The sequence below is a fragment of the Sphaerisporangium perillae genome (genome assembly GCF_023276435.1).
In the GTDB taxonomy this organism is placed as follows: domain Bacteria; phylum Actinomycetota; class Actinomycetes; order Streptosporangiales; family Streptosporangiaceae; genus Sphaerisporangium; species Sphaerisporangium perillae.
On record NZ_JALLPO010000002.1, the window covers coordinates 129,617 to 155,184 of the forward strand.

A 25,568-nucleotide genomic window follows, 5' to 3' on the forward strand; every position below is an offset into this window, starting at 1 on the left:
CTCCAGGCTCCAAGCTGCGGGTGAAGTGTTCAGTGACCGTCGTGTGGCACCAGGGCCAGCAACGGCTCCTCGTACTGGACCGGTGAGCCATCGGTGGCGACGATCCGGCTGACACGCCCGCCCTGTTCGGCCTGGACGGCGTTCATGAGCTTCATCGCCTCGATGATCCCGACCTGCTGGCCGGGCTCGACGATGTCGCCCACCTCGACGAAGGGCGGCGCGCCCGGCTCGCCGGCGCGGTAGAAGGTGCCGACCATCGGCGAGGTGATCACGATGGTGCCGTCCTGGCCGTCGCCGGCCTCCTCGGCGCCGTCCGGACCGCTCTGGCCGCTCTGCCCGGTCTGTCCGGCGGGCGCCGGGGCGCCGGCGCCGGGCGGCCCGGTGTCGGCCCACTCGACCTGCAGCGCCAGGGTGGCGGTGGAGACGGTGATCCTGCGCAGGGGGGCGGGGCCGGCGTGGCCGAGCCGGGCGGCGTGGCGGACGACCCAGTCCAGCACGCGCTCACGCTCGTCCACGGGTGCGGGTTCGGCTGACATGCATGTCCTCCTTCGACTGCGGCGGATGCGGGGCGGGCGGGGCCCGCGGGCTAGGCGCTGATCCCGAAGCGGCGGAAGCGCCGCCTGCGCGCGGACACCAGCTCGGCCGGCGCCTGCCGCGACAGCTCGTGCAGCGTCGCGGTGAGGGCCTGGCCGACCAGGCGGGCGGTGAGCGCCGGGTCGCGGTGCGCGCCGCCGTCCGGCTCGGGGACGACGGCGTCCAGGACGCCCTGGCCGAGCAGGTCGCGGGCGCCGATCCGCAGGGCGGCCGCGGCGCGCGGCGCGGCGGCGGCGTCGCGCCACAGGATGGCCGCGCAGCCTTCAGGGCTGATCACCGAGTAGACGGCGTTGCCCAGGGCGAGCACCCGGTCGGCGACGGCCAGGGCGAGCGCGCCGCCGCTGCCGCCCTCTCCGGTGACGACGGCGACCACCGGCACCGGGAGCCGCGCCATCAGCCGCAGGTTCTCGGCGATGGCGTGCGCCTGCCCGCCCACCTCCGCCTCGACGCCGGCGCAGGCTCCCGGGGTGTCGACGAGCGTGACGATCGGCAGGCCGAGCTTGGCTGCGAGCCGCATCAGGCGGGCCGCCTTGCGGAACCCGGCCGGGGAGCCCATGCCGAAGCCGCGGGCGACCAGTTCGCGGGTGTCGTGGCCCTTCTGGTGGCCGACGAGCATCACCGGAACGCCGCCCAGCCGCCCGATGCCGCCCACGATCGCCGGGCAGTCGCCCGACATCCGGTCCCCGTGCAGTTCCTGGAAGTCCTCCAGCAGGTAGCAGGCGTAGTCCAGGGTGGTGGGGCGGCCGGGGTCGCGGGCCAGCGCGACGGTCTGCCAGGCGTCCTGTTCGGGGAGCTCGCGCGGGTCGCGCACCAGGTGCGGAGCGGCCTCGCCCCAGGCGGCGGGGACGGTCCGGCCGTCCCTGGCCCACGCGGCGGCCGACAGCAGGTGGGCCAGCGCCGGCCTGAGCTCGGCGCGCCTGCGCACGCCGTCCACCAGGCCGCCGGCCAGCAGCGTCTCGGCGGTCTGGAATCCCTCGGGCAGCGTCTGCCCGAGGGTGCCGGCGATGACGCGGGGGCCGGCGAAGCCCATGTGCGCGCCGGCCTCGGCGACGATGACGTCGGCCAGGGTGGCGTAGGAGGCGGCGACGCCGCCGTAGGTGGGGTCGGTCACCAGCGAGACGGTGAGCAGACCGGCGTCGTCCAGGTCGGCCAGCGCCTGGGCGGTCTTGGCCATCTGCATCAGGGCCAGCGCGCCCTCCTGCATGCGGGCCCCTCCGGAGGCCGCGACGATCAACAGGGGGATGCGGTTCTCCAGGGCGTGCTCGGCCGCGGCGGTGATGCGCTCGCCGACGGCGCAGCCGAGGCTGCCGCCCATGAAGGCGAAGTCCATGACGGCCGCGACGACCGGGTGGCCGTCGACCGACGCCGAGGCGCACACCACCGCCTCCTCCAGGCCGGTGCCGCGCCGGGTCTGCTCCAGGCGGGCGAGGTAGGGGCGGGTGTCGGTGAACTCCAGCGGGTCGACCAGGGTGGGCGCGGCCGCCAGCGTGCTCGGCGAGCCGGGGTCGAACAGCTGCTCCAGCCGCTCCCGCGCGCCCAGCCGGTCGTGGTGCCCGCAGCCGGGGCACACCCGCAGGTTCCTGCGGTGGTGCTCGCCGAACACCGGCCCCTGGCACCCCGGGCAGCGCATCCAGGGCGAGCAGTCGGTGGCGGCGCAGGTCGCGGTCACGCGGCGGGCTCCGCGCTCGGCGCGCCGGCCGTGATGGGGCAGGCGGGCGCGGCGGGCCCCGCGCTAGGTGTGCCGGGCGCGCTCGCCGCCAAGCAGGCGTCTGGTCGCATGTGCATTCCTCCCGTGACCTCCCGCGGGTGCGCCGGTGCCTGCGGCGCGCGGCGGACCTCCCTCGTGCCGCCACCATCGCGCGGGCCGCTGGTCGGGCGATGGAAGGGCGATGGTGGCGGCCTGGTCCGGGCCCGGGAACCACGGTGCGCGCGGAGAAAGGGAGGCGCGCGATCCTGCCTCGCCGCCGGGACCCCCGCCGACCTATTTATGCCGAAATAAGATGTTTTTTCATATTAAACGCGGCAGGGCGCGACCGAGATTTCCCGGTGAGGTCCGGTAGATGATTATTCGGAAATCATGCGCAAGGTAAAGAATATAGTACTAGACCAGGACTTTTTCGGAGATTTTGTGCTCATGAGCCATTTTTCCGGAAGTTCCGATAAGCGGGTTCATCTAAATTCGAGAGGTCCACCAGGCGCCGGGCACGTGCCGGCGCCGCGCGCCGGCCGGCCCGGGCGACGTCGCCGATCAACTGCGGAGATCACATGGAGTTCCGGGTTCTGGGTTCGCTGCAAGTCGTCGACGACACCGCCGATCTGACGCCGAGCGCCGCCAAGGTCCGCGCGGTCCTGGCGATGCTGGTCCTGCGGCACAACCAGATCGTGTCCACGCGCGAGCTCATCGACGAGCTGTGGGGCGAGCGCCCTCCGGCGACCGCCCTGCCCACCTTGCACACCTACGTCTACAAGCTGCGCAAGATGCTCGGCGCCGGCGACCTGGCCGCGGTCGTCACCAAGCCCTACGGGTACTTGCTGGCCACCGCCCCCGAGACCATCGACGTGTACCGCTTCGAACGGCTGGTCGCCGACGGCTGGAGCGCCCTGGAGCGCGACGACGCCGGGCACGCCACCGAGGCCCTGTCGGAGGCCCTCGCCCTGTGGCGGGGGCCCGCCCTGGCCAACCTGGCGGCGGGCGAGCTGCTGTCGGCGCAGATCACCCGCCTGGAGGAGAGCCGGCTGCGCGCCCTGCAGCTGCGCCTGGACGCCGACCTGCGCCTCGGCAGGCACCGGGAGCTGATCAGCGAGCTCAAGGAGCTCATCGCCACCCATCCGCTCAACGAGGACTTCTACGCCAAGCTGATGACCGCGCTCTACCAGGCCGGGCGGCGCGGCGAGGCGCTGGAGGTGTACCAGAACCTGCGCCAGACCCTGGTCGGGCAGCTCGGCCTGGAGCCCTCCCCCGCCCTGTGCCGCCTGCAGCAGCGCCTGCTGTCGGCCAACCCCGGCCTCGACCAGCCCGACCTGGACCCGGCGCCGCAGGCCGCCCCCAGGGCCGCCGCGCCGGCCGCGACCGTCAAACCCGCCCAGCTGCCCCCCGACATCGCCGACTTCGTCGGCCGCGGCCAGGTCGGCGAGCAGATCGCCGCCGTCCTGGCCCGCCCCGCCGAGTCCGGCACCGCCGTGCGCGTCATCTGCATCAGCGGCATGCCCGGGGTCGGGGAGACGACCCTGGCCGTCCACGCCGCCCACCGGGCCCGCGCCGCGTTCCCCTCCGGCCAGTTCTTCGCCGAACTCGGCGGGCCGGGCGCCGCCGCCGACCCTGGCGAGGTGCTGGCCGGCTTCCTGCGGGCCGCGAGCGTGCCGCCAGGCGACATCCCTGGCGACCGCGACGAGCGCAGCAAGCTCTTCCGCACCTGGTGCAGCGACCGGCAGGTCCTCATCGTGCTCGACGACGCCGCGAGCTCCGCCCAGATCCAGCCGCTGCTGCCCGGATCGGCGGGCTGCGCGGTGATCGTCACCAGCCGGTTCGCCCTGCACGGATTCGCCGGCGCCCACATGGTGGAGCTGGACCCCCTCGCCCAGGAGGAGGGCCTGGAACTGCTCGCCAGGATCATCGGCCTGGCACGGGTGGAGGCCGAGCGCGCGGCGGCCGAGCAGGTCGTCCGCCTGTGCGGGCGGCTGCCGCTGGCCCTGCGGTGCGCCGGCTCGCGCCTGGCCGCCGGCCAGGGGCTGACCCTGGGCAAGCTCGCCGAACGGCTGGAGGACCCCCGTACCCGCCTTTCTGACCTGCGCGTCGCCGACCTTGACGTGCGCACCTCCTTCCACGCCACCTACGAGCGGCTCGGCGAGCCGGAACGCAGCCTGTTCCGGCTGCTCGGGCTGCTGCAGACGCCCTACGTCACCATGAGGCAGGCGGGCGCCCTGCTCGGCTGCGACCCCGGCCACGCCGAGCGGCTGCTCGCGCGCCTGGCCGACTGCTCCCTGCTCTCGGCGCGGCCCACACCGCTCGGCGAGGTGCGGTACGCCATCCACGAGCTGGCCCGGCTGTACGCGCGCGAGTGCCTGGAGACCGAACTGGACACCTTCGGCGAGACCGTGGCCGAGGCGCGGGCCACCGAACCCGCCGAGGACGCCCAGCACGCCGAGCCGGAGGAGCCCGCGGTCTCCGGCGGCAACGGGGCTCCGGTTCCCACCCTCGCCGGGCGCGACGAGGGCGTCCCGCCGGGGCAGGGCACGGCGGAGCGGCCGTTCTCGCTGGTCACGGCGCCCGCCGAATGTGTCAACGGCAGCGCGGGCCGCGTTCTCGGCCCCTAGACCCACGGGCGATATCCGGCACTAGCGCTACATCAGCAGCAAACCAGGCGTTCCGGACACCATTGCACTCGACGAAACGAAAGGAGACTTGTGGTGCATCGGACGCTAATCGTGGCGAGGATGGAGCCCTCAGAGACCGAAGCGGTGGCCAAGATCTTCGCGGACTCGGACGCGAGCGACCTGCCGCATCTCATCGGGGTGTCACGCCGGACGCTCTTCCGCTTCCACGACCTCTACTTCCACCTGGTCGAGGCGGACCACGACATCACCCCGAACCTGTACAAGGCGCGCAGCCACCCGCTGTACGGCGAGATCAACCAGCGGCTCAGCGAGCACATCCGCCCCTATGACCCCGGCTGGCGCGAGCCCAAGGACGCCATGGCCGAACCCTTCTACACCTGGGAGGCCGACGGCCATGAGTGAGATCCGCCTGAACAAGTTCAACGCCGCCCAGGTCGAGCCCAACCACCGCCGCGGCGGTGACATCCGCGTCCTGCTCGGCCCGAAGACGGCCGGCGCCACCTCCGGCTTCATGGGCGTCGCCTACCTCAAGCCCGGCGAGCACTTCGTCGAGCACTACCACCCCTACTCCGAGGAGTTCATGTACCTGGTGCGCGGGACCGTGACGGCCCGCATCGACGGCGGCCAGGAGATCACCCTCGAGCCCGGCGACGCGCTCATGGTGCCCAAGACCGTCAGGCACCGGGTCGACAACACCGGCTCGGAGGAGGCGTGCATGGTGTTCCACGCCAGCCCCCTCGCGCCCAGGCCCGACCTCGGCCACGTCGACACCGAACCGGCCGCACGGGACGCCGCGGCAGGGAGCCCTCGGTGAACCTGACCGGCACCCGTCCGACGGCGCGGCGCCGCACCCGGGCACGACCCGGCGCGCGGCCCGCACCGCGCACGCGGCGCGGCCGCCGGGTCGTCATCACCGGAATGGGCGTCACCGCCCCCGGCGGCATCGGGGTCAAGGCCTTCTGGGACCTGCTCACCGCCGGGCGCACCGCGACGCGGGCCATCAGCCTGTTCGACGCCACCGGGTTCCGTTCGCGCATCGCCGCCGAATGCGACTTCGACCCGGCCGCCCAGGGACTCTCCCCGCAGGAGATCCGCCGCATGGACCGCGCCGCCCAGCTCGGCGTGGTCAGCGCCCGCGAGGCGCTCGCCGACAGCGGCCTGGGTGCCGCCGAACCGCCGCCCGAACGGCTCGGCGTCACCATCGGCAGCGCCGTCGGATGCACCATGGGCCTGGAGGAGGAGTACGTCGTCCTCAGCGACGGCGGCAGGAACTGGCTGGTCGACCCGGCCTACGGCGTGCCACAGCTCTACGGGTACATGGTGCCGAGCACCATCGCCACCGAGATCGCCTGGGCCGGCGGGGCCGAGGGCCCCGTCGCGCTCATCTCCACCGGCTGCACCGCCGGCCTGGACTCCATCGGGCACGGCTACCAGCTGGTCAAGGAGGGCAGCGCGGACGCCGTCGTCGCCGGCGCCACCGACGCCCCGATCTCACCGATCACCGTGGCCTGTTTCGACGCCATCAAGGCCACCTCGCCCAGCAACGACGACCCCGAGCACGCCTCACGCCCGTTCGACCTGGACCGCAACGGCTTCGTCCTCGGCGAGGGCTGCGCGATCCTGATCCTGGAAGAGCGCGAGGCCGCCCTGCGCCGCGGGGCGCGGGTGTACGCCGAGATCGTCGGGTTCGCCAGCCGCAGCAACGCCTACCACATGACCGGCCTCAAACCCGACGGCCGCGAGATGGCCGAGGCCATCCGGGCCGCCATGCGCCAGGCGAAACTGCGACCCGACGACGTCGACTACATCAACGCCCACGGCTCGGGCACCCGCCAGAACGACCGCCACGAGACCGCCGCGTTCAAAAGCGCCCTCGGCGACCGCGCCTACGAGGTGCCGGTCAGCTCCATCAAATCCATGATCGGGCACTCGCTCGGGGCGATCGGTTCCATCGAGGTCGCCGCCTGCGCGCTGGCCATCAAGCACAACGTCGTCCCTCCCACCGCCAACCTGCACACCGCCGACCCCGAATGCGACCTGGACTACGTGCCGCTCACCGCCAGGGAGCAGCCCGTGGACGTGGTCCTCAGCGTCGGCAGCGGCTTCGGCGGGTTCCAGACGGCCATGCTGCTGGCCCGCGACCAGGGGGACACCGGCCGGAGAGGCGACCACCATGACTGAAGCGACCCGCAGGGCCGGACCCCGCCCGGTGGTGACCGGCATCGGCGTCGCCGCGCCCAACGGCCTCGGCACCCAGGCCTACTGGGCCGCCACGCTCGACGGCAAGAGCGGCATCGGCCGGATCACCCGGTTCGACGCCGAACGGTATCCGGTCCACGTCGCCGGAGAGGTGTCGGAGTTCGACGACACCGAGCACGTGCCGAGCCGCCTGGCCGTGCAGACCGACCACTGGAGCCACCTCGGCCTCACCGCCGCCGACATGGCCCTGCAGGACGCGGGCGTCCAGCCCGCCGAGTTGCCCGAATACGAGATGGCCGTCGTCACGGCCAGCTCCTCCGGCGGCACCGAGTTCGGCCAGCGCGAGATCGAGAAGCTGTGGAGCCAGGGGCCGGAGTACGTCGGCGTCTACCAGTCCATCGCCTGGTTCTACGCCGCCACCACCGGCCAGATCTCCATCAGGCACGGCATGCGCGGGCCGTGCGGGGTCATCTGCGCCGAGCAGGCCGGCGGGCTGGACGTCCTCGCCCAGGCCAGGCGGCTGCTCCGCCAGGACGCCACCGTCGTGGTGACCGGCGGCACCGACGCCTCGCTGTGCCCTTACGGCCTCGTCGCGCAGATCTCCACCGGCCTGCTCAGCCCGCGTGACGACCCCGAACGGGCCTACCTGCCCTTCGACGCCGACGCCTGCGGGTACGTCCCCGGCGAGGGCGGGGCCATGCTGATCGTCGAGGACCAGGCCACCGCCCGCGCCCGCGGCGCCCGTCCCTACGGGGCGATCACCGGATACGCCGCGACCTTCGACCCCCGGCCCGAGCCGGGCCGCGAGCCGAGGTCCAACCTGGGCCGCGCCATCGCCCTGGCGCTGAAGGAGGCCCGCGTCACACCCGAGCAGGTCGACGTCGTCTTCGCCGACGCCCTGGGCGTGCGGGAGAGCGACCTGGCCGAGGCCCGCGCCATCTCCGCCGTCTTCGGCCCCTACGGGGTGCCCGTCACCGCGCCCAAGACCATGACCGGGCGCCTGTACGCCGGCGGGGCGGCGCTCGACGTGGCCACGGCGCTGCTGGCGATCCGCGACGGCGTCATCCCGCCCACCGTCGGCGTGCGCGCCGCCGACCCCGCCTGCGAGCTGGACCTGGTGCGCAGCGCGGCCAGGGACGGACCGGTGCGCAACGCCCTGGTGCTCGCCCGCGGCCACGGCGGTTTCAACGCGGCCCTGCTCGTCACGGCCCCTTGACAGACCCGACCTCGCGACAACGGAGGACGACATGACGACGACATTCACCCTCGACGACATGAGAAGCATCATGGGCGGCTGCGCGGGCGTGCCGGACACCATCGACCTCGGCGACGACATCGGCGAAGTGTCCTTCGTCGATCTCGGCTACGACTCCCTGGCCGTCCTTGAGATGGCCGCGCGCATACAGCAGCAGCTCGGCGTCCGCATCCCCGACGACGCCGTCGATGAGATGAAGACTCCGCAGGCGGCCGTCGACTACGTCAACCGCCGGCTCGCGGACTGAAACCGGAGGAACGCCATGGCAGGACACACCGACAACGAGATCATCATCGCCGGCCCCATTGACCTGGTGTGGAACATGACCAACGACGTCGAGTCGTGGCCCACGCTGTTCAGCGAGTACTCCGCGGCCGAGATCCTCGAACAGCGCGGGCCCACCATCCGCTTCCGGCTCACCATGCACCCCGACGCCGACGGCAACGAGTGGAGCTGGGTCTCCGAGCGCACCCCCGACCCGGCGACCAGGACCGTCCGCGCCCACCGGGTCGAGCCGGGCTGGTTCAAGTACATGAACCTGTTCTGGGAGTACACCGAGGTCCCCGACGCCGTGCGGATGCGCTGGGTCCAGGACTTCGAGATGCGGCCCGACGCGCCGCTCAGCGACAAGCAGATGACCAAGCGGCTCAACGACAACACCGTGATCCAGATGAACCGGATCCGGCAGCTGGTCGAGGAGGCCGCCGACCAGTCCCCCGCCCGGGCCTGACACCCGAGCGCCGTGAAGGCCGTTCAGGCCCTCCAGATCTCCGGGCCCGACTCGCGCCCGGACCGCGCCCCCGGCACCACCGCCCCCCTTCCTGGCAGACAGCACGACCGAAAGAAGAGAGTGGGCATGAACCACAAGGACAGCGTCTACCGCGTCATGGTCAAAATGCGGATCCACCCCGGCATGGAGCGAGACTTCGAGAAGACCTGGCGGGAGGTCGCCTCCACCATCGCCCGCCAGCCCGCCAACGTGGGCCAGTCGCTGGCCAAGAGCCCCGACGAGGACGGCGTCTACTACATCGTCAGCGACTGGGAGAACGAGGACCGGTTCCACGAGTTCGAGCACAGCGCCGAGCACGCGGCCAACCGCATGCGGCTGGACCCCTACCGCGACCCGGCGGGCACCTCCATGACCCCGATGCTCGTGTCCGCCCGGCTGGGATCCCAGCCCGGCCCGGAGCCGGGCCGCGTGCGCGTCGCGCTGTACCTCAACGAGCCCGAGTCCGACAAGGGTTCGATCGAGAGCGCCTACCACCAGATCAGCACGACGCTCGCCGGCCGGGCCGGGCTGCGCGGCAACGAGCTGCTGCGCTCCCTGCGCGACCCGCGCCGGTACGCGGTGCTGAGCGAGTGGGACGACGTCCCCACCTACCGCGAGTGGGAGCGCAGCCCCGAACACCTCCCGACGACCTCGCCGCTCGCGCGCTACCACGACAAGAACCTCGGGATCTTCGGCTCCTACGAGGTCGTGGCCGCGTACTGACCAGGCGAGAAACCCGGCCGGCCTCGCGGGGTCCCACCCGCCGGCGCGGACCCCGCGAGGCCGCCCACCCGGTGCCGACCGGCACCGGTGACAACGACGGAGGTATTCGATGCCGTACGCAATGATCACCTTCCGGGTGAAGCCCGGGCACGAGCAGGAGCTCGCCGAGCTCTTCGGCGAATCACCGCCCCTTGAGTCGCCCGTCGTCACCGACGAGCAAGGCCAGGAGACCGCCCGGCTGCTCGGCACGGGGGTGTTCGTCAAGGACGACGTACTGGTACGGCTGATCCACTATGAAGGCGACTTCGCCGGCATCGCCCGGCACCTCGCCGGCCAGCGGCACGTCCACGTCATCGAGGACCGCATCACCCCCTATCTGGCCGACGCGCGCGACACCGCCACCTCCGACGGTTTCGCGGCGTTCTTCCGCAACTCGATGATGCGGTGCATCACGCAGACGTCCAGCGAGACGCACCCGACCCGGCTGTGACATCGGCCGCGGAAGGCGGAGCCGGCACCCGCCGCTCCGCCGCCCCGGGGCCCGGGCGGAACGCACCTCGCCCGGGCCCCGCAGCCGCGAATGGAGTGAGCATGACCATGCCGACCATGCGCAACGACGATGGCATCGATGTCCTCGAGGCCGTCGAACGCGAGACCACCGGCCTGTTCGAGCAGGCCGACCGCCTGGTGGAGGCCCTGGCCGCGCGCGCCGGGCTCGACGCCGCGCGCTTCCGGTGCCTCACGCTGCTGTCCCGCCAGGGCCCCCTGCCGGTGCGGCGGCTGGCCTGGCTGGCCGGGCTCGGCGATCGGGAGGTCGCCGAGGCGCTCGACCGGATGGAACGCGACGGGCACGTCATACAGCGCTGCGAGGAGGAGGGTCGGAGGGTGCTCGTCCACGCGGGCGTCACCGCCCACCGCGCCCGCGTCGAGCCGGCCCTGAGAGAGCTGCGGGAGGCGTGGTATCCGCTGGTCAGGCACAGGTGCGACGATCTGGCGCTCATCGCGGGGTTCATGGCCCGCAGCCGCCGCTTGTCGGACCTGGTGGGCACGATGCGCACCCTGCCGGACGCCTTTACATTGTAGATTCGAGACTGCCGGTTAGGATCGGCGCGTGGACGTCCCCGCCGTACCCGGCGACGGCCTCGGCGCCGTCACACCCGCGGGCGACCCCTACGTCGTCTATCTCGGCGCCCTGACCAGCGCCGAGTCCCGCCGCACCATGCGCGGCTGCCTCGACAGGGTCGCCCGCGTCATCTCCGGCGACCCGGCCGCCACCGGCGCCGGGCAGCCGTGGCACCTGCTGCGCTACGAGCACACGGTGCGCATCCGCGCGATCCTGACCGAGCGGGGATGGTCGCCCGCCCACGTCAACAAGCACCTGGTCGCGCTGCGCCGGGTGATGCGCGAGGCCTGGCGCCTCGGCCTGATGAGCGCCGAGGACTACCACCGCGCCGCCGACCTGCCCACCCTGCCGCACACCCGGCTGCCCGCCGGCCAGCACGTCCCGCCGGAGGTGGCCGGCGCGGCGCTCGCCGCGTGCGACCAGGACGACTCCCCCGCCGGGGTGCGCGACGGCGCGCTGCTGGCCGTGCTGTACTCCACCGGCTGCCGCCGCGCCGAGGTCGGTGGGCTCGCCCTCGCCGACTACGACGTCGCCGCGCGATCCCTGCGCGTGCGCGGAAAGCGCGACAAGGAACGCCTGGTCTACCTCACGGCCGAGGCGGTGGCCCGCACCGAGGCATGGCTGGCCGTGCGAGGGCGGGCGCCGGGCGCGCTGTTCTGCCCGATCAACAAGGCCGGGCGGCTGCGCGCCCCCGGCGGGCGGCCGGCCGCTATGACCGGGCAGGCCATCGCCGACATCCTCGCCAGGCGCCTGGCCGCCGCCGGGGCCTCCAGACGCACGCCCCACGACTTCCGGCGCACCTTCATCGGCGAGCTGCTGGACGCCGGGGTCGACCTGGCCACCACCCAGGCGCTGGTGGGGCACGCCTCGCCGGTCACCACCGCCCGCTACGACCGCCGTCCCGAGAGCCGCCGCCGCGAGGCCGTGGACCGCCTGCGCATGCCCGACGCGCGTCCCCTGCGCCCAGGCGCCCCCTGACCCCGAGCACGCCGCCGCCCGGGCCCGGTGACCGCCGGGGCGTCCGGCCGCGCCGCGTTCGGCTCAGGCGCGGCGCCCGCGCCAGGTGGCGGCGTCCAGGCGGTAGAGCACGTGGCGGCGCAGCGGGCTGCCCTCCTCCAGCGCGGGGTGGTCGAAGTCGTCGCCGGGGTCGCGGGTCATGCCCAGGCGCCGCATGACCGCCTGCGAGCGCAGGTTGGTGGTCGTCGTCATGGAGACGACCTGCGCCAGGCCCGCGGCGCCGAAGGCGTGGTCCAGGCTCGCGGTCGCCGCCTCGGTGGCGTAGCCGTACCCCCATGCCTTGCGGCGCAGCCGCCAGCCGACCTCCACCGCGGGGGTGAAGTGCGCCTCGAACCGCTGCACCGCCAGGCCGGTGAACCCGGCGAACTCCCCGGTCTCGCGCACCTCCACCGCCCACAACCCGTACCCGTGCTCCTCGAAGCCGCCCTCGATGCGCTGGACCATCGCGTCGCTCTGGTCCCGGGTCAGGGTGGAGGGGAGGTGCTCCATCACCTCGGGGTCGGCGTTCAGCTCGGCGAAGGGCGCGAGATCCTCCTCGCGCCACCGGCGCAGGAGGAGCCGCTCGGTCTGAAGCATGAGGACATCATGGCGCAAGGCGGCCGCGTGCGCGCGCGGGGCGGGCGGCGGGACACCGGGCGCGCCGGGAGAGGCGGATGTGGAATAACGACCCCCTGAAGTGGGTTACAGTCGACAGTGCCGATGTGGTTTGTGTCCCCCGGGCCGCAATTACCGCCTTCACGGAATACCGTTCGGCTGGAGCCGTGTTGTGCATCTCGCCGAGGAGGCGACCGCCACATCGGCCTAAACGAAGCGCCCCGCAAGCTCGCCTTGCGGGGCGCTTCGTTGTGCGACGATGTAACACTTTGTGGGCTGCCGTAACACAAGGTTGCCTCTCCGGGTCGTATGGTTGGCATTGGCCGTCCGCACACCGGGAGAGTCCGTGCTGTATCGCATCACCAAGATGATCAGTAGTCCCTTCCTTCGGCTGCTGTGGCGCCCCCAGGTGACGGGGGCGGCGAACGTTCCCGCCTCGGGGGCGGCGATCCTCGCCTCCAACCACCTGTCCATCCTGGACTCGGTGTTCCTTCCGCTCATGTTGCCGAGGAAGGTCACCTTCGTCGCCAAGGCCGAGTACTTCACCGGCAACCGCCTGATGGCCATGTACATGCGGAGCACCGGCCAGGTGTCGATCGACAGGCAGAGCGCCGCCGCGGCGCAGGCGATGCTCGACACGGCCGTCCAGGTGCTCAAGAGCGGGGGGCTGTTCGGCATCTACCCCGAGGGCACCCGCTCCCCCGACGGCAGGCTCTACCGCGGCAAGATCGGTGTCGCCTGGCTGGCGCTGACCGCCGGCGTGCCGGTCATCCCGGTCGCCATGGTCAACACCGAGCGCGTGCTCCCGCCCGGGGCGTCGGTGCCGCGGATCGCCCGGATCGGCGTGCGCATCGGCGAGCCGATGACGTTCACCGGCGACCCCGGCAGGGCCAGGGACCGGCGGGCGGTCACCGACGAGGTGATGAAGGCCATCCAGCGGCTGTCGGGCCAGGAGTACGTGCCCACCTACGCCTCCAGCCAGAAGGAGCGGGCCGAGGAGGCCGCCTGAGCCGATCGGGTCCCGGCAAAGGCGCGAGCACCGGCGATCTGCCGCGCTAGGCTCGTCTCCACGTCGAGACACCCGGGGGGAACGCGTGCCGCGCGGCCGTATCATCGTGATCGCTTCCACGGCCACCGTGCTGGCGGTGGGGGCCGCCGCAGGCGGCGCCTACTACGTGCTGCACACCAGGGGCAGCGCCACGGAGACCGCGAGCCACTTCACCGCGGCGTGGGCGCGGGGTGACCTGGCCGCCATGAAGGCCGACCTCGCCTCGCCGGCGCCCGGGTTCGACACCGCCTACGCCGAGCCGGCCGCCCGGCTCGGCGCCCAGAAGACCGCGGTCAGGCTCGGCGAGGTCACTCCGGCCGGCGACGACCGGGCCAAGGCCGCCTACACCGCCACGCTGTCACTGAGGGACATCGGCGAGTGGACCTACACCGGCTCCATCGACCTGGTGGTGAAGGATCACCACTGGAAGGTCGCCTGGACGCCCGCGGCCGTCCATCCGGCCATGACCGGCTCCACCCACCTGGCCCTGAAGACCTCCTGGCCCCAACGGGCGGCACTCGAGGACGCGCGCGGCGGCCGCATCGACACCGGCGACGCCGGCGGCTCGGTGCAGCAGCTCGTCGGCTACCTGGACAAGGCCACCGCCAAGGACGTCGCCAAGCTCGGCTCGCCCTACAAGCCGGGTGACGCGATCGGCAGGGGCGGCCTGCAGGAGACCTTCCAAGAGCGGCTCGCCGGCGTGCCCACCACCGAGATCACGGTGGTCGACGGCTCGAAGAAGGCCCTCAAGACGCTGAAGACCATCGAGGGCTCCCCCGGCGAGGCCGTGCGCACCAGCCTGGACCCGGGCGTGCAGAAGGCCGCGGTCGAGGCCGTGCGCGACCTCCCGAAGCCCGCCTCGCTGGTCGCGGTGCGCCCCTCCACCGGCGAGATCCTCGCGGTCGTCAACAACCGCGGCGGCTTCAACCGCGCCCTGGACGGGCGCTACCCGCCGGGGTCGACCTTCAAGACCGTCACCGCCGCCGGCCTGCTCGCCGAAGGGCTGACCCCCGGCCAGAAGGTCAGCTGCCCGGAGAAGGCGAACGTCGGGGGCCTGCCGATCCGCAACTCCGACCACGAGTCGTTCGGCTCGCTGACGTTCCTGGACTCCTACGCCCACTCCTGCAACACGACGTTCGCCCCGCTGGCCGCGCAGCATCTCGGCGGCGGCAAGCTGTACGAGATCGCCTCCATGATGGGCTTCAACCAGCCGCTCACCATCGGCGTCCCCGCCGCCAAGGGCAGCATGCCGAAGCCGACCAGCGAGGCCGACCTGGCCGCGGAGTCCTTCGGGCAGGGTCGCATCACCGCGAGCCCCCTGGTGATGGCGACGGTGGCCGCGTCCGTGGCCGACGGCACCTGGCGCCCGCCGACGCTCGTGCCCTCGCTCACGCAGAAGGCACAGCCCCGGCAGCTCCCGGCCGCGGTGACCGAGCAGCTTCGCACGATGATGGCGGCGGTGGTCACCAAGGGAACGGCCAAGGGCGCCGGCCTGCCCAAGGGCACGGCGGGCAAGACGGGCACCGCGGAGTTCGGCACCGGTCCGAAGCTCGACTCCCACGCCTGGTTCATCGGGTTCCGCGGCGATGTGGCGTTCGCCGTGGTCGTCGAGGCGGGAGGGATGGGCGGCAAGGTGGCCGCCCCGGCCGCCGCCGCCTTCCTGCACGGCCTGGGCTAGCGGGCCGGGCGGCCGGCGAGTCCAGCCGGGCGCCCCATCCCGGTCGCGGCGCGTCAGAGCCAAGCCCCACAGTCTCCAGGTCGATCGGTGGTGGTCACACGTCCGTGATCATTATCGTAGAAGGCGTTCCCGGAACTGGGCATCACGTCGCGCGCCGAGTTGCCGGGCATCGATCTCGGTCGTCGCCTCCCCGGAGGACCATCCGATCGCGCGCTCGCGCCGAATGACCGGTGAAGCCGGGCAGGACAGGGGACCTCCGGGCGCGTCGGCCATGACGGTCGATCGGACGGTTCCGGCGCTCAGCCGGCTCACATCGGCAGCGCGGCCGCGTCGTTGTGGAAGACCATGATCAGCAGGGTGGCGATCAAGGTGGCGATCAGCATCCAGCTCACCATGATGATGATCGTCGATCTGCTGGGACGGCGCCGGCTCCGGCCCGCCCGGGCGGCGCGCTTCTGCCGCTCGGTCTCCTTGCGCTCGACGCGCTCGTTGAACGACTCCAGCCGGGCGGCGAGTCGCGGATCCTCATCGGTGAGGTAACTCTCGATCTGGGCAAGCATTCGCTCCTCGTCCTGCGACCAGGCCATGCCGCACCTCCCGGCAACGCAAGCGGTGTGCCGACGTTCTGCCCAACCACGAAGATCTTTAGCCGTTTCCAGGCCTGCTTTTTGCCGCCACTTTCCGCGGTTGCGATCTGTGTCGAACCTCTGTTCTAATCAAGCCATGCGCTGGGACAACCTGCGCCTGACCGACGCCGGCCAGGGCACTCCTGACGTGCCGCTGTTCGCCCGCGGCGCGGTCACACGGACCTTCGACACCCCCGAGTTCCGCGGCATGACCTTCTACGAGATCCATGCCCGCTCGATCGTCAACCGCGTGCCGGGCGCCTCGCACGTCCCGTTCGAGTGGACGATCAACCCCTACCGCGGGTGCTCCCACGCCTGCGTCTACTGCTTCGCGCGCAAGACCCACAACTACCTCGACCTCGACTCCGGCCGCGACTTCGACTCCAAGATCGTGGTGAAGGTGAACGCCCCCGAGCTGCTGCGCAAGGAGCTGGCCTCGCCGCGCTGGGGCGGCCATCCCATCGCCATGGGCACCAACGTCGACTGCTACCAGCGGGCCGAGGGGCGCTACGGCCTGATGCGGGGCATCCTGGCCGCGCTGAGGGACGCCGGGAACCCGTTCTCCATCCTCACCAAGGGCTCGCTCATCCTGCGCGACCTCGACCTGCTGTGCGAGGCGGCCGAGCGCGCCGAGGTCTCCACCTCGCTGTCGATCGGCTTCACCGACGAGCAGATGTGGCGGTCGGTCGAGCCCGGCACGCCGCGCCCCGGCGTGCGGCTGGAGGTCTGCGCCACCCTCACCGGGCACGGGCTGCCGTGCGGGGTGCTGATGGCGCCGATCCTGCCCTATCTCACCGACTCGCCGCGGGCGCTGGAGCAGACGGTCCGGCTGATCGCCGAGGCCGGCGCCACCCACATCGTGCCGATCGTGCTGCACCTGAGACCGGGGGCCCGCGAGTGGTTCCTCGACTGGCTGGGCCGCGAGCATCCCCGGCTGGTCCCCCGTTACCTCGAGCTGTACGGCCGCGGCGCGTACGCGCCCAAGGCCTACCAGGCGCGCGTCGCGCGGCAGGTCAAGGAGCTGGCCGAGCGCCACGGCGTCGGCCGGTCCTCCCGGGCGGGCGCGCGCCACCCGCGCCCCTCGGCGCCGGCGCCGGGGCCGTCCGGGCCGGAGCAGCTCACGCTGCTGTGAGGCCGAAAGGCCTATATGGGTGATTGACTCCGCTGTTGGGTATTTAACGCGCGTGATGCGTCGAATATGGCGCATTGTCGTGCAAGGAGACCCATGAACAGGGGGAATCATGGCCGGAGCGAAGAAGAAGTCCAGCAAGGCCACCGGAAAGGCCAAGAAGGCGGCCATCAAGGCCACGCGCGAGATCAAACAGAATAAACGCGAGGAAGAGGACACACGGGCCACCGCACCCGAAGAAGCCCGGTGATCGTGACGGTGGCGATCCACCGCGCCGCACCGGCGGGCACCGCCCGCAGGTAGGGCGTCCGGGTGACCCGCGTGATCAGGCACCCGCCTCGCATCGCCGAGCCGGCGGGTGACCGCGTCCAACGCCCCGGGCGATCCGCGTGGCACGTCCGCGGCGCCCGGCGCGCGGCCCTCCGCGGCGCGAGACGGGATCTTTCACGGTCTCGACGCGGCGGCCCGGGTGCCTGATCATGGAGACCCCGGCCCCCGAACGCGAGGATCGATGTCCGCTTACCTCCGCTTCCCCACGATCTTCGGCGAGGTGGTCGTCTTCGCCGCCGAAGACGACCTTTGGATGGTGTCCGCCGACGGCGGCAGGGCCTTCCGCCTGACCGCCGGAGTCGCCGAGGCCGGGTATCCCCGCTTCTCCCCCGACGGCACCCAGATCGCCTTCGTCGGGCGGGAGGAAGGCCCCGAAGAGGTGTACGTCATGCCCGCCGACGGCGGAGCCGCCCGGCGGATGACCTACGACGGAGCCCTGTGCACGGTCACCGCATGGGACCCGGACGGCGCGGTGATCTTCGCCAGCGACGAGGGCCAGCCGTTCGACCGGCGCAAGTGGCTGCACCGCGTCGACGCCGACGGCATCACCCGGCGCCTGCCCTACGGGCCGGCCAACTCCATCTCCTACGGGCCCGCCGGGGCCATCGTCCTCGGCCGCAACACCGCCGACCCGGCACGCTGGAAGCGCTACCGCGGCGGCACCGTCGGCGACCTATGGGTCGACCGCGAGGGCAAGGGGCTGTTCACCCGGCTGATCTCCCTGGCGGGCAACCTCGCCTCCCCCTGCTGGGCCGGGCCGCGCGTCTACTTCCTGTCCGACCACGAGGGCATCGGCAACGTCTACTCCTGCACGCCCACCGGCGAGGACCTCCAGCGGCACACCGACCACACCGACTACTACGCCCGGAACCTCGCGAGCGACGGCAGGCGGCTGGTCTACCACGCGGCGGCCGAGTTGTACGTGCTCGACCCGGCCGAGGGCGAGTCGCGCCGCGTCGAGGTGCGGCTCGGCAGCTCGCGCACCCAGCGCAATCGGAGGTTCGTCCCGGCCGGCGGTTACCTCGACAGCGCCCGGCTGACCCCGGACGGCAGCGGCCTGGCGATCATCACCCGCGGCAAGGCGTATTCGTTCGGCAACTGGGAGGGGCCGGTCCGCCAGCACGGCGAGCCCGACGGCGTGCGCTACCGCCTGCTCACCTGGCTGCCGGACGGCGAGCGCCTGGTGGCGGCGGCCAGCGACGACGGCGACCGCGAGGTGCTCGTCGTGCTGACCGCCGACGGCGGCGCCGCCCCGGTGCGCCTGTCCGAGCTGGACACCGGGCGCGCCATCGGCCTTGAGGTGTCGCCGGCCGGCGACCGCGTGGCGGTGACCAACCACCGCAACGAGCTCCTGGTCGTCGACCTCCCCCCGGCCACGGCCGCCGGTGACGGGGCGGGCCCCGGTGCGGCGGCGGGCTCCGGGGAGGCGGCGGGTGCGGGCCGGGGAGGGGACACCACGGCCGGCGCGGCGACGGCTGCGGGCCAGGGCAGGCTGACCGTCGTCGACAGCAGCCGGTTCGGCAGGATCGAGGACGTCGTCTGGTCCCCCGACGGGCACTGGCTCGCCTACACCTGCCCCGACACCGCGCAGACCACGGCCATCAAGCTCTGCAGGGTCGCGACCGGAGAGGTCTCCCGCGCGACCCGGCCGGTGCTGCGCGACAGCCGGCCCGCCTTCGACCCCGAGGGCAGGTACCTCTATTTCATCGGGCAGCGGGTCTTCAACCCCGTCTACGACTCCCTGCAGTTCGACCTGGGCTTCCCGCTCGGCACCCGCCCGTACGCGATCGCGCTGAGGGCCGACGTCGGCTCGCCGTTCGTGCCCGAGCCCCGGCCCCTGTCAGGAGGCGACGGCCCCTCCGGCAAGGAGTCCTCCACCGGCGAGGAGGCCGCCGGCACGCAGGACGGGGAGCGGCACGGCGCCGCCGCCGAGGCGGAGAGCACGGCCGCGGACGGAGCCGGCGGTGAGCCGAGGGGACAGGAGCCGGACGGCGCGGCCGAGCCCGCCCTGGAGATCGACCTGGAAGGCATCGAACAGCGGGTCATCGCCTTCCCGGTGCCCGAGGGCCGCTACGAGCGCGTGGCCGGCATGAAGGACAAGGTGCTGTTCACCTCCTTCCCCGTCCAGGGCAGCCTCGGCGACGAGTTCGTCCCCGAGCCGGCCTCGGGCACGCTGCAGGCGTACGAGTTCGCCAAGCAGAAGTGCGAGACCCTCGCCTCGGGCGTCACCGACTTCCGGCTGGGCCAGGACGGGACGACGCTGCTCTACCGCTCCGGGCAGCGGCTGCGCGTGGTCAAGGCCGGCGAGTCGCCGCCCGACGATGACGCCCCCGGCAGGGCCGCCGGGTGGATCGACCTGGACCGGGTCAAGGTGTCGGTCTGCCCGGAGGCCGAATGGCGGCAGATGTTCCGCGAGGCCTGGCGGCTGCAGCGGGAGAACTTCTGGGTGCAGGACATGGCCGGCATCGACTGGGACGGGGTCTACGAGCGCTACCTGCCGCTGGTCGACCGTGTCGGCACCCGTGGTGAGTTCTCCGACCTGCTGTGGGAGCTCCTCGGCGAGCTCGGCACCTCCCACGCCTACGAGAGCGGCGGCGAGTACCGGCCCCGGCCGCACTACTGGCAGGGCAAGCTCGGCGTCGACTGGTCCTACGCGGACGGCGTGCACACGATCGCGCGCATCGTCGCGGGCGATCCCTGGGATCCTGAGGCCACCTCCCCGCTCAACCGACCCGGCCTGGACATCCGGCCCGGCGACGCGGTCGTGGCGATCAACGGCCAGCCCGTCGGGGCCGCGTCCGGGCCGGCCCGGCTCCTGGTCAACCAGGCCGACCAGGAGGTGGAGCTGACGGTCAGGCGCGGCGACGGGCCGCCGAGGACGGTGACCGTCAAGGCCATCTCCGACGAGCAGCCCGGCCGCTACCGCGACTGGGTGGAGGCCAACCGCGCCCGCACCCATGAGCGCACCGGCGGCAGGGTCGGCTACCTGCACATCCCCGACATGGGCCCCGACGGCTACGCCGAGTTCCACCGCGGCTTCCTCGCCGAGTACGACCGTGAGGGGCTCGTCGTCGACGTCCGCTTCAACGGCGGCGGCCACGTCTCGGGCCTGCTGCTGCAGAAGCTGGCCCGGCGGCGGCTCGGGTACGACTACCCGCGCTGGGGCGTCCCCGAGCCCTATCCCGCCGAGTCGCCGCGCGGCCCGCTGGTGGCCGTCACCAACGAGTGGGCCGGCTCCGACGGCGACATCTTCAGCCACACCTTCAAGCTGCTCGGGCTCGGGCCGCTCATCGGCAAGCGCACCTGGGGCGGGGTGATCGGCATCTGGCCGCGCCACCGGCTCGCCGACGGCACGGTGACCACCCAGCCGGAGTTCTCCTTCGCGTTCGACGACGTGGGCTGGCGGGTGGAGAACTACGGCACCGATCCGGACATCGAGGTGGACATCACCCCGCAGGACTACGCGCGGGGAGTCGACACCCAGCTCGAACGGGCCATCGACGTGGCGCTGGAGCGCCTGGCCCAGTACCCTCCGCACACCCCCGACCCGGCCGACCGCCCCCGGCTGGGCACCCCGATGCTGCCTCCGCGCCGGTGACCGTGCCCGCCGGCGTGCCGGCCCCCGATGGGGTCGCCGTCTACGATCACCCGGACCTGGTCCCGGGCTCCGGGCACTGCTTCGCCGGCGCCGCCATCTCACCGATCATCGAACGCTCGATCGGCTTCCTGGCCGGCGTGCTCCGGTAGGGGATGCCGGCGGTTCAGCGGGCGGCGTAGGAGCGCAGGCGGCCGGCCAGGGCGGTGACCTCCTCGCGCAGGGCGTCCGGGGCGAGCACGGTGAAGGGCAGGCCGAGGCCGGCGAGCATCGTGGCCATGCCGTCCAGCCGTTCGGCGCGGGCCACCATGAGCACGCCGTCCTCGGCCTGGCTCAGTGTCGCGACCGTGGGCGGCAGCCGCCGGCGGGCCTCGGCCAGGGAGATCTCGAGCAGGACGCGGATCTCGTGCCGGTAGGGGACCGACGACAGCGACTCCACCACGCGCGCCACCGGGTCGAAGGCGCCTGGGTCGGGGAAGCGCTCCTCGAGCGGCGCGGCGGAGACGACGCGGTCCAGCCGGAAGGTGCGGATCGCCTCCCGCAGCCGGTCCAGGCCGGTGACGTACCAGCGGCCGGCGTGGAAGACCAGGCCGTAGGGGTCCAGCTCGCGCTCGGTCTCCTCCCCCCGCCAGGAGCGGTAGCGCAGCCGCACCCGCCTGCGGGCCCGCGCCGCGGCGGCGAGGGTCAGCAGGGTGTCGGCGGCCGGGCGCGCCGCCGGGACCGCGCGGGAGGTGTGGCCGACGGTGTCGGTGACCGCTTCCACCCGCTCGCGGAGTCCTTGGGGAAGCACCCGCCGGATCTTGGCCAGGGCGCTCTCGGTGGCGCTCTCCCCGACCGCGAGCCCGGTGCGGTGGCCGGCGACCAGGCCGAGCACGACGGCGGCGGCCTCGTCCTCGGTGAACATCAGCGGCGGGAGCTTGTAGCCGGGCAGCAGGCGGTAGCCGCCGTACCGGCCGCGGCCGGCCTCGACCGGGACGCCGAGCTCGCCCAGGCGCGCGGCGTAGCGCCGCAGGGTGCGCTCGTCGACCTCCAGCCGCCGGGCCAGCTCGACGCCGGTCAGCCCGGGCCGCGCCTGGAGCAGCTCCAGCAGGGCCAGCACCCGCGTCACGGGATGAGACATGAGATCTCCTTCTTTATCCGGACGGATTCTGCCCGGATTCGATCCTATGGTGAGGAACGAAGAACCCACCCGAAGGAGAAGACATGAGCACGTTCGTCCTGGTCCCCGGATACTGGCTGGGCGCGTGGGCCTGGGAGGGCGTCACCGGGCCGCTGCGCGCCGCAGGGCACACGGTGCACCCGATCACGCCGACCGGCCTCGCCGACCGCGTCCACCTGGGCGGCCCGGGGACCGGCCTGGACACCCACATCGACGACATCGCCGGCACGCTGGTCCAGGAGGACCTGCGTGACGTGGTGCTCGTCGCGCACAGCGGCGCCGGGGCGGCGGTCACCGGTGCGGCCGGCCGGGTGCCCGAGCGGATCTCCAAGATCGTCTACCTGGAGAGCGGCCCGATCGGCGAGGGCACCTCCACGCTGGACCTCTACCCGCCGGAGGGCCGGGGGTTCGTGGAGGCGCACCTGACCGGCGGCTGGCGCTACGAGCCGCCGAGCTGGGAGGAGCAGGAGATGCTCGGCGCGAGCACCGAGGGCCTCGACGAGGCGGACAAGGCCCGCGTCGCCGCCCGGATGACCCCGCAGCCCTACGGCACACTCACCGGGCGGCTGCCGGCGGGCACGGAGGCGGGCACCGCGAAGCTCCCGAAGGCCCTCATCAGCTGCTCCTTCCCGCTCGACGAGGTCAGAGGGCTGATCGAGCAGGGGCATCCCATGTTCGCGCCGCTGTCCGGCCCGGAGTGGGAGTTCCACGAACTGCCGACCGGGCACTGGCCGATGTTCTCCCGTCCGGCCGACCTCGCCCGCCTGCTCGGCACGCTGTGACGGCTCCACGTCTTTACTTTGTAGATTAAGAGCGGTCCGCGGTAGTACTTTTGTCGTGCCGAACAGGCCTCGCGCCCGGCGACGAGCGGCAGGCCGCGCTGTACATCATGGTCGGCATGGCCGCCTACGGAGGCATGGGCGCGGCCTTCAACAACGGCACCGGGCTCGGCGAGGACAAGGCCCTCGGCTGGCTGCGCCAGCTGCGGCTCACCCCCTGGCGCCCGCGACCATCGTGGCCGGCAAGACCATGACCGGGATGGTGATCGTGGTGCCGGCGATCGCCGCGGTCCTCGCCGCCGGCGCGCTGGTCAACCACGTCACCCTCGCCCCCGGCCGGTGGATCTCCATCATCATCCTGCTGTGGGCCGGCACGATCCCGTTCACGCTGTTCGGCCTCGGCAACGGCTATTCGGCGCCTACGCGCTGTACGGCTACCGGCGGGCCGGCCGCACGGCATGAGCGGCGGAGCCGGGACGACGCTCCGTCCGGGACCGGTTAGGTTGTCCCGGTGAACAAGCCGCACGCCCCGGGTCCTGGCCCCCTCGACCGCGCCTTCGCGGCGCAGGGCCCGGACGCGCGGGGCATGTCCCCATGGCTGATCCTGCTGGCCGGGCCGCTGTGGGAGGTGGTCCGGGGCGAGGCCCGCCCGATGTGGCTCGCGATCCCCGGCCTGGTCGCCGCGGCCGCGCTCTACCTCTGGACCATCAGGCTCGCCTTCATCGACCCCCGCAAGGCGGAACGGGGGCCGCTGCCCGCGATGGGGCTGCTCACCCTGGTGCTGGTCCTTGCGATGCACAGCTTCTGGTACACGCTGTTCCCCCTGTTCGCGATCGCGTGCGGGGTGGCGATCAAGGGGCTCGGCAGGGCCGCGGCCGTCCTGATGGTGACCATCGCCGTGGCGTGCGCCCTCTCGCTGCGCGACGGCGGCGACTGGGGCGAGGTGCTGTCCCTCGGCTGGGGGACCTTCACCGCCGGCCTGGTCACCGCGATCATGTTGCGGCTGTTCGAGGTGATCGGCCAGCTCAGGCAGACCCGGGAGGAGCTCGCCAGGGCCGCCGTGGCCGAGGAGCGGCTGCGCTTCTCCCGCGACCTGCACGACCTGCTCGGCCACACCCTGTCGGTCATGGTCGTCAAGGCCGAGGCCGTGCGCCGCGTGCTGCCGTCGGACGCCGGCGCCGCCGCCCAGCAGGCCGGCGACATCGAGCGCATCGGGCGCGAGGCCCTGAAGGAAGTGCGCGCCGCCGTCACCGGATACCGGGGGCGCAGCCTGTCCGCCGAACTGGAGTCCGCCCGCACCGTCCTCGGTGACGCGGGTGTGCGCCTCACCACGCGCTTCCCGGTGACCGACCTCGCGCCCGAGACCGACGCGCCGGCGCGCAGACCAGCGAAGGAGAAGTGGACCTTGAGGGTCTCCTGACTCGGGTCTCCTGATAGAAGCGGATCGCAGAACGCCACCTGTGAAAACAGGTGCAAAGACAGCCACTTACTTCGCCCGGATCCACGGCCAGGCCGTCACAGTCCGCGACAACTACAAGATCAACTACTTGGCGGCTGGTGACACGTTCGTTACCGGCACCCCCAGTAGGGCGAAGCGGTGGCGGTCGCCATCGAACCACCGGCGCGCGTGGGGCGGGCGCCCTGGCCTCCGGGGCCGGGGCGCGGACGGGCGTCAGGGGGCGACGGCCTGGGGGTCGGGCGTCGCGGCGTCGGGTGTGAGCGGGGCGGGATCCCACGGGAAGCCGTGCTTGAAGGTCGTCTGGGCGAGCGCCCGCTGCCCGTCGGCGTTGGGGTGGAAGAAGTCCCACTTGCTGATGTGGTCCAGCGTGAAGGGGTAGGCGAACACCGCGCCGCCGTCGGACCGGCACCCGGGGCCGTAGGCCGCGCACGCCTGCTCCAGCTGCTCGTTGTAGTCCTGCACGCGCTCCCTGACGCGGTCCCTGCGGGCCTGGTCCTTCTTGGCGTTGGAGGCGGCGTCGGCCAGCATCGTCGGGCAGATGTGGCCGAGCGCCCAGAACGAGCGCGCCACGACGTTGTCCTTGCCGATGCGCCACAGGCGCTTGACGTCGGGGATGCTGGCGACGAACACCCTCGCGCCGGTGGGGGCCAGCACGGCGAGGGCGCGGTCGACCCGGGCGCGGTAGGCGGCGACCGGCGTCATCCGCGACTCGCTGGACACGCAGGCGTCCTGCGCGCCGATGAGGATCGTGACGTAGGACGCCCTGGCCGCCACGGCCTTCTGGGCCTGAACCACCAGGTCGGCGCTGGTGGACCCCGGCACCGCGAAGTTGAGGTTGTGGCCCTTGATGCCCTGGCCGAGGGCGAGCAGCCGCAGGTAGTGGCTCTCGACCCCCGGATGGTCCCCCGCCGACCACGACCGGGAGGTGCACTTGACGTACCAGCCGCAGGCGTTGAACCCGGCGCTGATCGAGTCGCCGAGCGCCGCCATCACCACGGGCAGCGGCTCGGCCGCCGCCGTGGCCGTGCCGGGCACGCACACCACCGCGGCGGCGAGAACGAGCGCGATCTTCCGGACCATGGTCACCTCCACACCTGGGACGATCGATCCCGGGCGGGAGATCGAGAACCCAAGGTAGAGATCGGCAAGGGTGCGC

At 72.7% G+C, this 25,568-nt stretch carries 27 protein-coding genes; 21 read left to right on the plus strand and 6 right to left on the minus strand.

Going from position 1 to position 25,568, the window contains the following annotated elements:
• Nucleotides 1-29: 29 nt before the first annotated feature.
• The gene (locus tag MYF83_RS02565) at nucleotides 30-536 is read right to left on the minus strand and encodes an acetyl-CoA carboxylase biotin carboxyl carrier protein (RefSeq protein ID WP_248958501.1); all 507 of its coding nucleotides are present in this window, start codon (nucleotides 534-536) and stop codon (nucleotides 30-32) included.
• 50 nt (nucleotides 537-586) lie between these two features.
• Nucleotides 587-2,263 (minus strand): acetyl-CoA carboxylase carboxyltransferase subunit alpha, encoded by a 1,677-nt coding sequence (locus MYF83_RS02570; protein ID WP_248958502.1) that lies wholly within the window; start codon nucleotides 2,261-2,263, stop codon nucleotides 587-589.
• Between the two features lie 596 nt (nucleotides 2,264-2,859).
• Here MYF83_RS02570 and MYF83_RS02575 point away from each other — a divergent pair.
• The 11 genes from MYF83_RS02575 to MYF83_RS02625 all read left to right on the plus strand — a co-directional run bounded on the left by MYF83_RS02575 (nucleotide 2,860) and on the right by MYF83_RS02625 (nucleotide 11,976).
• A complete protein-coding gene (locus tag MYF83_RS02575) occupies nucleotides 2,860-4,908 on the plus strand; it encodes an AfsR/SARP family transcriptional regulator (protein WP_248958503.1) in 2,049 nt (682 codons plus the stop codon).
• Nucleotides 4,909-5,001: 93 nt separating this feature from the next.
• The gene (locus MYF83_RS02580; RefSeq protein WP_248958504.1) at nucleotides 5,002-5,331 is read left to right on the plus strand and encodes a TcmI family type II polyketide cyclase; all 330 of its coding nucleotides are present in this window, start codon (nucleotides 5,002-5,004) and stop codon (nucleotides 5,329-5,331) included.
• Complete coding sequence (locus MYF83_RS02585) at nucleotides 5,324-5,743, plus strand: cupin domain-containing protein (protein WP_248958505.1); 420 nt, start codon at nucleotides 5,324-5,326, stop codon at nucleotides 5,741-5,743. Before MYF83_RS02580 ends, MYF83_RS02585 begins: the two co-directional genes overlap by 8 nt.
• 95 nt (nucleotides 5,744-5,838) lie before the next feature.
• On the plus strand, nucleotides 5,839-7,110 hold the full coding sequence (locus MYF83_RS02590; protein ID WP_308201393.1) for a beta-ketoacyl-[acyl-carrier-protein] synthase family protein: 1,272 nt from the start codon (nucleotides 5,839-5,841) through the stop codon (nucleotides 7,108-7,110).
• The gene (locus MYF83_RS02595; protein WP_248958506.1) at nucleotides 7,103-8,344 is read left to right on the plus strand and encodes a ketosynthase chain-length factor; all 1,242 of its coding nucleotides are present in this window, start codon (nucleotides 7,103-7,105) and stop codon (nucleotides 8,342-8,344) included. The genes MYF83_RS02590 and MYF83_RS02595 overlap by 8 nt, the downstream gene beginning before the upstream one ends.
• Before the next feature lie 31 nt (nucleotides 8,345-8,375).
• Nucleotides 8,376-8,630 carry an acyl carrier protein gene (locus tag MYF83_RS02600; protein WP_248958507.1) on the plus strand — a complete coding sequence of 85 codons (255 nt, stop codon included), beginning with the start codon at nucleotides 8,376-8,378 and terminating at the stop codon, nucleotides 8,628-8,630.
• Nucleotides 8,631-8,645: 15 nt separating this feature from the next.
• Nucleotides 8,646-9,113 carry an SRPBCC family protein gene (locus tag MYF83_RS02605; RefSeq protein WP_248958508.1) on the plus strand — a complete coding sequence of 156 codons (468 nt, stop codon included), beginning with the start codon at nucleotides 8,646-8,648 and terminating at the stop codon, nucleotides 9,111-9,113.
• 126 nt (nucleotides 9,114-9,239) lie between these two features.
• Nucleotides 9,240-9,875 carry an antibiotic biosynthesis monooxygenase family protein gene (locus tag MYF83_RS02610; protein ID WP_248958509.1) on the plus strand — a complete coding sequence of 212 codons (636 nt, stop codon included), beginning with the start codon at nucleotides 9,240-9,242 and terminating at the stop codon, nucleotides 9,873-9,875.
• A 109-nt stretch (nucleotides 9,876-9,984) separates the two neighbouring features.
• Complete coding sequence (locus tag MYF83_RS02615; RefSeq protein WP_248958510.1) at nucleotides 9,985-10,365, plus strand: SchA/CurD-like domain-containing protein; 381 nt, start codon at nucleotides 9,985-9,987, stop codon at nucleotides 10,363-10,365.
• Between the two features lie 101 nt (nucleotides 10,366-10,466).
• The gene (locus MYF83_RS02620) at nucleotides 10,467-10,958 is read left to right on the plus strand and encodes a winged helix DNA-binding protein (RefSeq protein ID WP_248958511.1); all 492 of its coding nucleotides are present in this window, start codon (nucleotides 10,467-10,469) and stop codon (nucleotides 10,956-10,958) included.
• Between the two features lie 28 nt (nucleotides 10,959-10,986).
• Nucleotides 10,987-11,976, plus strand: coding sequence for a tyrosine-type recombinase/integrase (locus MYF83_RS02625; protein WP_248958512.1), 990 nt, complete (start codon nucleotides 10,987-10,989; stop codon nucleotides 11,974-11,976).
• Nucleotides 11,977-12,039: 63 nt separating this feature from the next.
• Here the strand turns inward: MYF83_RS02625 and MYF83_RS02630 are convergent, their stop codons facing one another.
• A complete protein-coding gene (locus tag MYF83_RS02630) occupies nucleotides 12,040-12,591 on the minus strand; it encodes a GNAT family N-acetyltransferase (protein ID WP_248958513.1) in 552 nt (183 codons plus the stop codon).
• A gap of 364 nt (nucleotides 12,592-12,955) precedes the next feature.
• On the opposite strand from MYF83_RS02630, the gene MYF83_RS02635 reads away from it, so the two are divergent.
• Both MYF83_RS02635 and MYF83_RS02640 read left to right on the plus strand, forming a co-directional pair.
• Nucleotides 12,956-13,618, plus strand: a complete 663-nt coding sequence (locus MYF83_RS02635) for a lysophospholipid acyltransferase family protein (RefSeq protein WP_248958514.1) — start codon at nucleotides 12,956-12,958, stop codon at nucleotides 13,616-13,618.
• Nucleotides 13,619-13,724: 106 nt separating this feature from the next.
• On the plus strand, nucleotides 13,725-15,335 hold the full coding sequence (locus tag MYF83_RS02640) for a penicillin-binding transpeptidase domain-containing protein (protein WP_248958515.1): 1,611 nt from the start codon (nucleotides 13,725-13,727) through the stop codon (nucleotides 15,333-15,335).
• A gap of 308 nt (nucleotides 15,336-15,643) precedes the next feature.
• Here MYF83_RS02640 and MYF83_RS02645 read toward each other — a convergent pair whose 3' ends face one another.
• Nucleotides 15,644-15,922: a DUF3040 domain-containing protein gene (locus MYF83_RS02645; protein ID WP_248958516.1), complete on the minus strand. Its 279-nt coding sequence runs from the start codon at nucleotides 15,920-15,922 to the stop codon at nucleotides 15,644-15,646.
• A gap of 136 nt (nucleotides 15,923-16,058) precedes the next feature.
• Between MYF83_RS02645 and MYF83_RS02650 the strand changes: the two genes are divergently transcribed.
• The 4 genes from MYF83_RS02650 (at nucleotide 16,059) to MYF83_RS02665 (ending at nucleotide 21,167) form a co-directional block, all read left to right on the plus strand.
• Nucleotides 16,059-17,093: an Rv2578c family radical SAM protein gene (locus tag MYF83_RS02650; protein WP_248958517.1), complete on the plus strand. Its 1,035-nt coding sequence runs from the start codon at nucleotides 16,059-16,061 to the stop codon at nucleotides 17,091-17,093.
• Nucleotides 17,094-17,202: 109 nt separating this feature from the next.
• On the plus strand, nucleotides 17,203-17,340 hold the full coding sequence (locus MYF83_RS02655; RefSeq protein WP_248958518.1) for a hypothetical protein: 138 nt from the start codon (nucleotides 17,203-17,205) through the stop codon (nucleotides 17,338-17,340).
• 261 nt (nucleotides 17,341-17,601) lie between these two features.
• Nucleotides 17,602-21,018, plus strand: a complete 3,417-nt coding sequence (locus MYF83_RS02660) for a S41 family peptidase (protein WP_248958519.1) — start codon at nucleotides 17,602-17,604, stop codon at nucleotides 21,016-21,018.
• Nucleotides 21,015-21,167, plus strand: coding sequence for a hypothetical protein (locus MYF83_RS02665; protein ID WP_248958520.1), 153 nt, complete (start codon nucleotides 21,015-21,017; stop codon nucleotides 21,165-21,167). The genes MYF83_RS02660 and MYF83_RS02665 overlap by 4 nt, the downstream gene beginning before the upstream one ends.
• Nucleotides 21,168-21,181: 14 nt before the next feature.
• Here MYF83_RS02665 and MYF83_RS02670 read toward each other — a convergent pair whose 3' ends face one another.
• The gene (locus MYF83_RS02670) at nucleotides 21,182-22,135 is read right to left on the minus strand and encodes a helix-turn-helix transcriptional regulator (RefSeq protein WP_248958521.1); all 954 of its coding nucleotides are present in this window, start codon (nucleotides 22,133-22,135) and stop codon (nucleotides 21,182-21,184) included.
• 83 nt (nucleotides 22,136-22,218) lie between these two features.
• On the opposite strand from MYF83_RS02670, the gene MYF83_RS02675 reads away from it, so the two are divergent.
• The 4 genes from MYF83_RS02675 to MYF83_RS43570 are packed head-to-tail and all read left to right on the plus strand — an operon-like array spanning nucleotide 22,219 to nucleotide 24,373.
• A complete protein-coding gene (locus MYF83_RS02675) occupies nucleotides 22,219-22,956 on the plus strand; it encodes an alpha/beta fold hydrolase (RefSeq protein ID WP_248958522.1) in 738 nt (245 codons plus the stop codon).
• A 50-nt stretch (nucleotides 22,957-23,006) separates the two neighbouring features.
• A complete protein-coding gene (locus MYF83_RS02680; protein ID WP_248958523.1) occupies nucleotides 23,007-23,207 on the plus strand; it encodes a hypothetical protein in 201 nt (66 codons plus the stop codon).
• Nucleotides 23,189-23,455: a hypothetical protein gene (locus MYF83_RS02685; protein ID WP_248958524.1), complete on the plus strand. Its 267-nt coding sequence runs from the start codon at nucleotides 23,189-23,191 to the stop codon at nucleotides 23,453-23,455. Before MYF83_RS02680 ends, MYF83_RS02685 begins: the two co-directional genes overlap by 19 nt.
• A 9-nt stretch (nucleotides 23,456-23,464) precedes the next feature.
• On the plus strand, nucleotides 23,465-24,373 hold the full coding sequence (locus MYF83_RS43570; protein ID WP_248958525.1) for a sensor histidine kinase: 909 nt from the start codon (nucleotides 23,465-23,467) through the stop codon (nucleotides 24,371-24,373).
• Between the two features lie 252 nt (nucleotides 24,374-24,625).
• Here the strand turns inward: MYF83_RS43570 and MYF83_RS02695 are convergent, their stop codons facing one another.
• A complete protein-coding gene (locus MYF83_RS02695; RefSeq protein WP_248958705.1) occupies nucleotides 24,626-25,492 on the minus strand; it encodes an SGNH/GDSL hydrolase family protein in 867 nt (288 codons plus the stop codon).
• Between the last annotated feature and the right edge of the window lie 76 nt (nucleotides 25,493-25,568).

Excerpts from the sequence above, each read along its gene's own strand:
- MYF83_RS02585 (WP_248958505.1), top strand. The coding sequence starts at position 5,324 with ATGAGTGAGATCCGCCTGAACAAGTTCAACGCCGCCCAGGTCGAGCCC.
- MYF83_RS02630 (WP_248958513.1), bottom strand. The coding sequence starts at position 12,591 with ATGCTTCAGACCGAGCGGCTCCTCCTGCGCCGGTGGCGCGAGGAGGAT.
- MYF83_RS02660 (WP_248958519.1), top strand. The coding sequence starts at position 17,602 with ATGTCCGCTTACCTCCGCTTCCCCACGATCTTCGGCGAGGTGGTCGTC.
- MYF83_RS02675 (WP_248958522.1), top strand. The coding sequence starts at position 22,219 with ATGAGCACGTTCGTCCTGGTCCCCGGATACTGGCTGGGCGCGTGGGCC.
- MYF83_RS02650 (WP_248958517.1), top strand. The coding sequence starts at position 16,059 with ATGCGCTGGGACAACCTGCGCCTGACCGACGCCGGCCAGGGCACTCCT.
- MYF83_RS02695 (WP_248958705.1), bottom strand. The coding sequence starts at position 25,492 with ATGGTCCGGAAGATCGCGCTCGTTCTCGCCGCCGCGGTGGTGTGCGTG.
- MYF83_RS02615 (WP_248958510.1), top strand. The coding sequence starts at position 9,985 with ATGCCGTACGCAATGATCACCTTCCGGGTGAAGCCCGGGCACGAGCAG.
- MYF83_RS02655 (WP_248958518.1), top strand. The coding sequence starts at position 17,203 with ATGGCCGGAGCGAAGAAGAAGTCCAGCAAGGCCACCGGAAAGGCCAAG.
- MYF83_RS02595 (WP_248958506.1), top strand. The coding sequence starts at position 7,103 with ATGACTGAAGCGACCCGCAGGGCCGGACCCCGCCCGGTGGTGACCGGC.
- MYF83_RS02565 (WP_248958501.1), bottom strand. The coding sequence starts at position 536 with ATGTCAGCCGAACCCGCACCCGTGGACGAGCGTGAGCGCGTGCTGGAC.
- MYF83_RS02620 (WP_248958511.1), top strand. The coding sequence starts at position 10,467 with ATGACCATGCCGACCATGCGCAACGACGATGGCATCGATGTCCTCGAG.
- MYF83_RS02645 (WP_248958516.1), bottom strand. The coding sequence starts at position 15,922 with ATGGCCTGGTCGCAGGACGAGGAGCGAATGCTTGCCCAGATCGAGAGT.
- MYF83_RS02670 (WP_248958521.1), bottom strand. The coding sequence starts at position 22,135 with ATGTCTCATCCCGTGACGCGGGTGCTGGCCCTGCTGGAGCTGCTCCAG.
- MYF83_RS02610 (WP_248958509.1), top strand. The coding sequence starts at position 9,240 with ATGAACCACAAGGACAGCGTCTACCGCGTCATGGTCAAAATGCGGATC.
- MYF83_RS02600 (WP_248958507.1), top strand. The coding sequence starts at position 8,376 with ATGACGACGACATTCACCCTCGACGACATGAGAAGCATCATGGGCGGC.
- MYF83_RS02605 (WP_248958508.1), top strand. The coding sequence starts at position 8,646 with ATGGCAGGACACACCGACAACGAGATCATCATCGCCGGCCCCATTGAC.
- MYF83_RS02575 (WP_248958503.1), top strand. The coding sequence starts at position 2,860 with ATGGAGTTCCGGGTTCTGGGTTCGCTGCAAGTCGTCGACGACACCGCC.